The sequence below is a fragment of the Thermoanaerobaculia bacterium genome (assembly GCA_035717485.1).
Taxonomy (GTDB): Bacteria; Acidobacteriota; Thermoanaerobaculia; order UBA5066; family DATFVB01; genus DATFVB01.
Genome location: DASTIQ010000008.1, coordinates 1 through 5,849 on the forward strand (window position 1 = coordinate 1; position 5,849 = coordinate 5,849).

At 71.2% G+C, this 5,849-nt stretch carries 7 protein-coding genes; 2 read left to right on the forward strand and 5 right to left on the reverse strand.

Going from position 1 to position 5,849, the window contains the following annotated elements; translation table 11 throughout:
* Positions 1 to 408: GGDEF domain-containing protein (locus tag VFS34_00430; protein ID HET9792897.1), on the forward strand; the 408-nt coding region annotated here is incomplete at its 5' end.
* 53 nt (positions 409 to 461) lie between these two features.
* Here VFS34_00430 and VFS34_00435 read toward each other — a convergent pair.
* Genes VFS34_00435 through VFS34_00445 form a run of 3 tightly spaced genes read right to left on the reverse strand, consistent with a single transcriptional unit; the run spans position 462 to position 2,801 of the window.
* A complete protein-coding gene (locus VFS34_00435; protein HET9792898.1) occupies positions 462 to 1,829 on the reverse strand; it encodes a DEAD/DEAH box helicase in 1,368 nt (455 codons plus the stop codon).
* Positions 1,826 to 2,257: an EVE domain-containing protein gene (locus VFS34_00440; GenBank protein ID HET9792899.1), complete on the reverse strand. Its 432-nt coding sequence runs from the start codon at positions 2,255 to 2,257 to the stop codon at positions 1,826 to 1,828. Before VFS34_00440 ends, VFS34_00435 begins: the two co-directional genes overlap by 4 nt.
* 10 nt (positions 2,258 to 2,267) lie before the next feature.
* Positions 2,268 to 2,801 carry a hypothetical protein gene (locus tag VFS34_00445; protein ID HET9792900.1) on the reverse strand — a complete coding sequence of 178 codons (534 nt, stop codon included), beginning with the start codon at positions 2,799 to 2,801 and terminating at the stop codon, positions 2,268 to 2,270.
* A gap of 47 nt (positions 2,802 to 2,848) precedes the next feature.
* On the opposite strand from VFS34_00445, the gene VFS34_00450 reads away from it, so the two are divergent.
* On the forward strand, positions 2,849 to 3,433 hold the full coding sequence (locus tag VFS34_00450; GenBank protein HET9792901.1) for a hypothetical protein: 585 nt from the start codon (positions 2,849 to 2,851) through the stop codon (positions 3,431 to 3,433).
* 320 nt (positions 3,434 to 3,753) lie between these two features.
* On the opposite strand, the gene VFS34_00455 is transcribed toward VFS34_00450, so the two are convergent.
* Both VFS34_00455 and VFS34_00460 read right to left on the reverse strand, forming a co-directional pair.
* Positions 3,754 to 4,920 (reverse strand): NAD(P)/FAD-dependent oxidoreductase, encoded by a 1,167-nt coding sequence (locus tag VFS34_00455; protein HET9792902.1) that lies wholly within the window; start codon positions 4,918 to 4,920, stop codon positions 3,754 to 3,756.
* Between the two features lie 153 nt (positions 4,921 to 5,073).
* Positions 5,074 to 5,849, reverse strand: a 776-nt coding sequence (locus VFS34_00460; protein HET9792903.1) for a methyltransferase domain-containing protein, incomplete at its 5' end; no start/stop codon positions are given.

The window sequence follows — 5,849 nt, forward strand, 5'->3', positions numbered from 1 at the left end:
GACGTGGACGAGTTCAAGGCCGTCAACGACCGTTTCGGGCACGACGTGGGGGACGAGGTCCTGCGGGAGGTCGGACGGCGGCTGCGCGAGGCCTGCCGGGCGGGGGACACGGTCGCGCGGATCGGCGGCGAGGAATTCGCGCTGATTCTCACCCGCACGTCCGCCGAGGGCGCGATGGTGGTCGCGGAGCGGACCCGGGCCCTGATTTCCGATTCACCGATCGCCGTTTCCGCAGGCGATCTCTCGGTCACCGTTTCCGCGGGAGTCTCCAGCGTCGGCGGGGAGGTCGGGTTCGACTCCCAGGAGATGTATCGCTCGGCGGACGAAGCCCTCTACGCCTCGAAACGGGAAGGCCGGAACAGGGTCACGCTCCGCCGTTCCCGGCGCCCGTCGAATCCCCCGGCCTGATCGGTACGGTCGCGGGGGTCGGGGACTCGCGCGGTCCCGGGCGCCGCGGATTTCTAGCGCCGAGCCTTTCTCTTCGACCGACCGTAGCCCATCCCGCCGTCCGCCGGCGCCGCTTCGGCGGAACCGGCCGGCGCGGCAGGCGGACGGTGCGGCAGCCGGGAGGGGCCGGGGCGGTGAGGCCCATGCGGTCCGCGCGGACCGCGCGCGCCGGGAGGTCCGGCCGACCGGTGCGGGCGCGTCATCCGGGTGCGGGTTTCGGGATGCCGGTAGAGCCCCGGGTCGGCGACTTCCGCGGGGATGCGCCGGCCGATGAGCTTCTCGATGGAGTCGAGCGAAAAGACGTACTCCTCGTCCGCGAACGAAATCGCGTCTCCCTCGGCGCCGGCGCGGGCGGTCCGCCCGATCCGGTGGACGTAATCTTCCGGGTCCTGCGGAAGGTCGTAGTTGATGACGTGGGTGACGCCGTCGATGTGGAGTCCCCGCGAGGCGACGTCCGTCGCGATGAGGGCGGACGCCTGCCCGTCCTTGAACTCCTGGAGGATTTTCGTGCGGCGCTGCTGCTTCACGTTCCCCGCGAGCGCGCTCACCGGATGGCCGTTGGCCGAGAGCGCCGCGACGAGTTCGGCGGCCGTCGTCTTGCGGTTGACGAAGATCAGCGTGCGCTCCATGCGGTCCCGTTCGAAGAGACCGAGGAGGAGCGGCAGCTTCTCGTGCGTCGGCACGTGGTAGAGGCGCTCCCGGATGCCGCGCGCGGTCACGCGCTCCGGCTCGATCTCGACGCGCACGGCGTCGTTCATGTGCTCGTACGCGAGCTCCATCACGCGGGGCGACAGCGTGGCGGAAAAGAGCATCGACTGGCGGCGGTCGTACGGGGGGCACTTCCGGAAGATCTTCCGGAGATCGCGGATGAAGCCCATGTCGAACATCCGGTCCGCCTCGTCGATGACGAGGACCTCGACGTCGCGGAACGACGTCGCGCCCTGCCCCTCGTAGTCGAGGAGCCGCCCGGGCGTGCCGATCAGGATGTCCGGATGGAGCCGCAGCGCGTCGCGCTGCTTGCGGTAGTCGACCCCGCCGAAGACGGCGAGAATCGAGAGCGCGGCATGGACCCCGAGCTTCTCCGCGTCGTCGCGGATCTGCTGCGCGAGCTCGCGGGTCGGGGCGACGGCGAGCAGCCGGGGCCCGCGGCGGGGGTCGGGGGCGGGGCGGCGCAGCAGGCGGGTCATTCCGGAGATCAGGAACGCCGCGGTCTTTCCCGTCCCGGTCTGGGCCTGGCCCGCGACGTCGCGCCCGGCGAGCGCGAGCGGGAGGACCTTCTCCTGGATCGGCGTCGCGTATCGGAACCCCGCGTCCTCGATTCCCCGGCGGACCGACTCGGGGAGGTCGTACCCGGCGAGCTCCGTGGAAGTGAGGTGGCTCAAACGGCGCTCTCCCGCCGGCGGCCGGCGAGCGCGGCCATTCGGTCGGACTGCTGCGGCGTGAGCGGAACGACCGAGAGGCGGCCCATCGTGACGAGGGGGCTGTCGGCGAAGGCCGGCTCCTCCTTCAGGATGTCCAGCGGCACCGGCCGGGGGAAGCGGCGCCCGGCGCGGACCTCGATCGCGAGGAACTTCGGGTTGGGCTCGCCGCGCGGCCGGTGGGCCGGTTTCGTGACGATCGCGATGCCGACGGCGGCGCGCTCGACCCCCGTGTGGTACACGGCGACCGCGTCGCCGATTTTCAGCTGTTCGAGGTTGCGGAGCGCCGCGTAGTTGTGGATTCCGGTCCAGAGGGTCACGTGATCCTTTTCGAGCTGATCGAACGAATATGCGGACGGCTCCGTCTTGAGGACGGCCTTGATTGCGCTCATCCCCTTGATTCTATTCGATCGCACGCCGGACGATTCGTTCGAGGGTCTCCTTCTCGGCGGACCCGAGCGTCGCGCCGATTCCGAGCCGATCCGGGCCCGTGACGAGCGCGAGCCGCCGGAAGGTCCACGTCCACCACGGCGGGACCGGCCGTGTCGTCCAGAGGAGACGGGTCGAAGCGGCCCGGGGCAGAGTCCGCCGCTCCGCCCCGCCGAATATCGAGATTTCGCGAAGGATCGTGACCTCCGCGATCTCGAGCGTCTCCTCGGCGAAGAACAGGGCGATCAGTCCGAAGAGCGCGGTGGGCGCCCCGACGAGGACCGCGGCGGAGAGGAGGACGAGGACGGAGGCCGGGAGCGTTTCCCGCCCCGCGGCGAGCTGACGCCACTCGAGCCCGAGGCGGATCGTCCCCAGGATCGTTCCGGCCGCGAGGAGAGACGCGGCGGCCACGAGCCGGCGGCGAAGCGGCGGCGAAGAAATCGGCGGAGCGATGTCGATCCGCAGCGCCTGCGGGCCGGCGCGCACGGCGATGCGGGAGGGGACCACATATATGATTATAGGAACCGGGAGAATCGTCCCGGAGAGGAGAAGAAATGGCGACGAAGAAGAAGGCCAAACGACCGGCGAAAAAGGCGTCGAGGGGCGCGGCGAAGTCGCGGAGCTCGGCGAAGAAGAGGTCCTCCCGCGCCGCGAAATCGTCGGCCCGGAAATCGGCTTCGCGCAAGCCCGCGAAGAAGGGCAAAGCCCCGGCTCGCCGGTCGGCGAAGAAGGCCAAAGCCCCGAAGAAGGGCGCCCGCCGCGCCGCTCCGGCGAAGAGGGCGAAGAAAGCCGCTCCGGCGAGGAGCGCGAAAAAGGCCGCTCCGGCGAGGAGCGCGAGAAAGGCCGCTCCGAAGAAAGCGGCTTCGATACGCGTCCCCAAAGCCGCCGCGCCGAAGAAGGCCGCGGCTCCCCGGAGCGCGGCCCCGCCGAAGAGCGTGATGGGCGAGGGCGACTGGAAATCCGACGAGAAGTACACCGAGAGTCTCCAGGAATGGGGTGCCGGCCACGACGCCGAAGCGCTCGCGCGCCAGGCGGAGTCGGATCTCCCGGAGGACCTTCGGGAGTCCGAGGACCAGGACGTCGCCGATTCGGCCGCGCGCGGGGTGGAGAAGAAGGAAGAAGCCGACGAAGAGTGGTGATCGCTTCGCGCAGCCGCGTCGATCGCGGGACTGAGGAGGCGATGCTTCCGGGGCGGGGCCTGACGCGCGGCCGCTCTCTCGGCCCGGCCGGCGCGGGCGGCGGATAGGGTTACCGGAACGGTGCGCGGCGGCCGGCTCCGGGAGAGACGACCCGCGCGCCACCCGCCGGCGCATCGCCTCGGCGGGCGCCTTCGGCGCGGATCGGTCGCCTTCGCAGCGGGCGTCGGCGACCGAACCGCCGGGCTGAACGTTCTCCCTGGGGGATGTTTCCCCCAAACCCCCTCTGAAGCGCCGAGTACGAGCCGCGCTGGAATCGTGTATTAGTCGAGAGCGGTGCGTGCCGGCCGAACCCGCGTGCGTTCGATTCCGAGCCGGACGAGAGGGGCGGCGACCGGGAGCAGAAGGCGACGCGCGACCGGCGAGAAGAGCGCTTTCCGGAAGATTCCATCCCACGTGAACGGGGCGCGAAACGCGCGCTTCCACGTCTCCCGATGCGCGCGCTCGAGCGCGCCCGGGGTGATCTCGCCGCGGAGAAACGCGTCCGCCGTGCGCGCGGCGACCACCCCGCTCCGAATGGCGGTCGCCTGGCCGTCTCCGGTGAACGGATCCCGGCTCCCGGCCGCATCGCCGATCCCGAGAACGCCGCCGAAAGCGGGGGAGTGGCGCTCGAAGAACACGGCGGGAGTTCCGAGGACTTCCCGGACCGGATGGAGCGGCGCGAGATCGGCGCGGAGACTCGGCTCGGCGTCGACGAGCGCGGCGAGGAACCGCTCCCAGCCGCCGCCGCCTTCCGCCGCCGTTCCGAGCCGGCGGCGGAGCTCCTTCTCGGCGACGACGCCCGCGAAGTTGACGACCCCTCCTTCGACGCGCGACAGGCCGCAATAACCCCCGCGGAAGAAATGGAGGTGGATCCGCCCGGCGAGGTGCGACGAGTCTCCCGCGTCGTGGCGGCTCCATCCGAAGAAGCGGCCTCGCGTGCGCGTCGCGAACTTGCGGCCGAACGCGCGGTCGAGAGGGCTCCATCTTCCCCAGGCGGCGAGCACGACGCGCGCCTTGAGCGGCCGTTCCTCCGCGCTCGCGATCGAGAAGCCTTCCGCGGGCGTGCCCGCGATGCGCTCGACGTCGCATCCGAATCGAACCTCCGCTCCGGCGGATTCAGCCTCGCGCGCGAGGATCGTGTCGAGCAGCCGCCGCGAAACGCCGAGGGCGGGGCGCGGCAGCGGGAATTCGACGGCGCGGCCGGGCGCGAGGAAGAATCGGCCGCGGTCGATCGTCTCGACGGGCTCGGCCGCGAGACGCGCCGCGACGCCCCAGCGCGCGAGGTCGTCCATCGCTTCCGGCGACAGGAATTCGCCGCACACCTTGTCCCGCGGAAACCGCTCCTTCTCGAGAAGGACGACGGAACGCCCCGCTCGCGCGAGCTCGATCGCGGCGGAAGACCCGGCGGGTCCGGCGCCCACGATCGCGACGTCGAATTCGGAGGTCACCTCGGCGGGCCCTCCCGGGCGCGCGCGTTTCGCGCGGGGCACGCGAAGGGCGCGGGCCGATCGGCGATGCCGCCGTCGCCCCGTGAGGTGCCCGGATCGCCGTCGTCGCGCCGCCTGGCCGGCTGATCCGCGGCTCTTCGAAGGAATGTCACGTCATTCCCCGGAGGGGGGACTCAGCGCCGACAGCACGAGGCGGAAGGGCGGCGCCGCGCGCACGGCGATGCCCGAAAGCCCGGCGCGTCGCGCGATCTCGCCGACTTCCGCCGGAGTGTAGGCCTGTTCGACCGACATCCGGGCGTCGACCTTCGTGATGCCGCTCCGGAAGAGGAACGGACCGAGCCCGATCACCGCCAGTCGCGCGACCGCATGACGCCGCAGGTCCAGGACGAAGAGTCCGCGCCGCGCCAGCCGCGCCATCTCCCGGAGGATCCCGACGTTCTCTTCCGGGGAGAAGTGGTGGAAGAACTGCGCGGAGATCACCCAGTCGAAGCTGGCGTCCGGGAAAGGCGTGCGTTTCGCGTCGCCGGCGACGAGCGCCGGAGCGTTCTTCCCGTAGATTCCCCTCGCGGTCGCCAGGTGGGCGACCTGCACGTCGAGCGAGAAGACCTCGAGGCGGACGCCGCGGCGCGCGGCCCGGCGCGCGAGATCGATCGGGACGTCCGTCGATCCCGAGCCGAGGTCGAGGAGCGTCTGGGGCCGTCCCGCCGAGACGATCGCCCCGAGAACCGCGGAGCGCGCGACGCGGTGTCCCCCCCAGAAACGGTTGATCCAGCGGATGTCGGCCAGCGAGCGTTCGACCTCTTCCGTCGGGAGTCCGGCTTCGTCGAGCATCTCCCGCTGGGGACGACGCTCCGGAACGAGGAAGCTCACGGAACCTTGCCGACGACGAGCGCCGAATTCTTCGACCCGAAGGCGATGCAGTTGCAGAG

What these genes read in the sequence shown, in the direction of transcription:
- VFS34_00450 (HET9792901.1), top strand. Translation starts at nt 2,849, where the DNA reads ATGGCGACGAAGAAGAAGGCCAAACGACCGGCGAAAAAGGCGTCGAGG.
- VFS34_00440 (HET9792899.1), bottom strand. Translation starts at nt 2,257, where the DNA reads ATGAGCGCAATCAAGGCCGTCCTCAAGACGGAGCCGTCCGCATATTCG.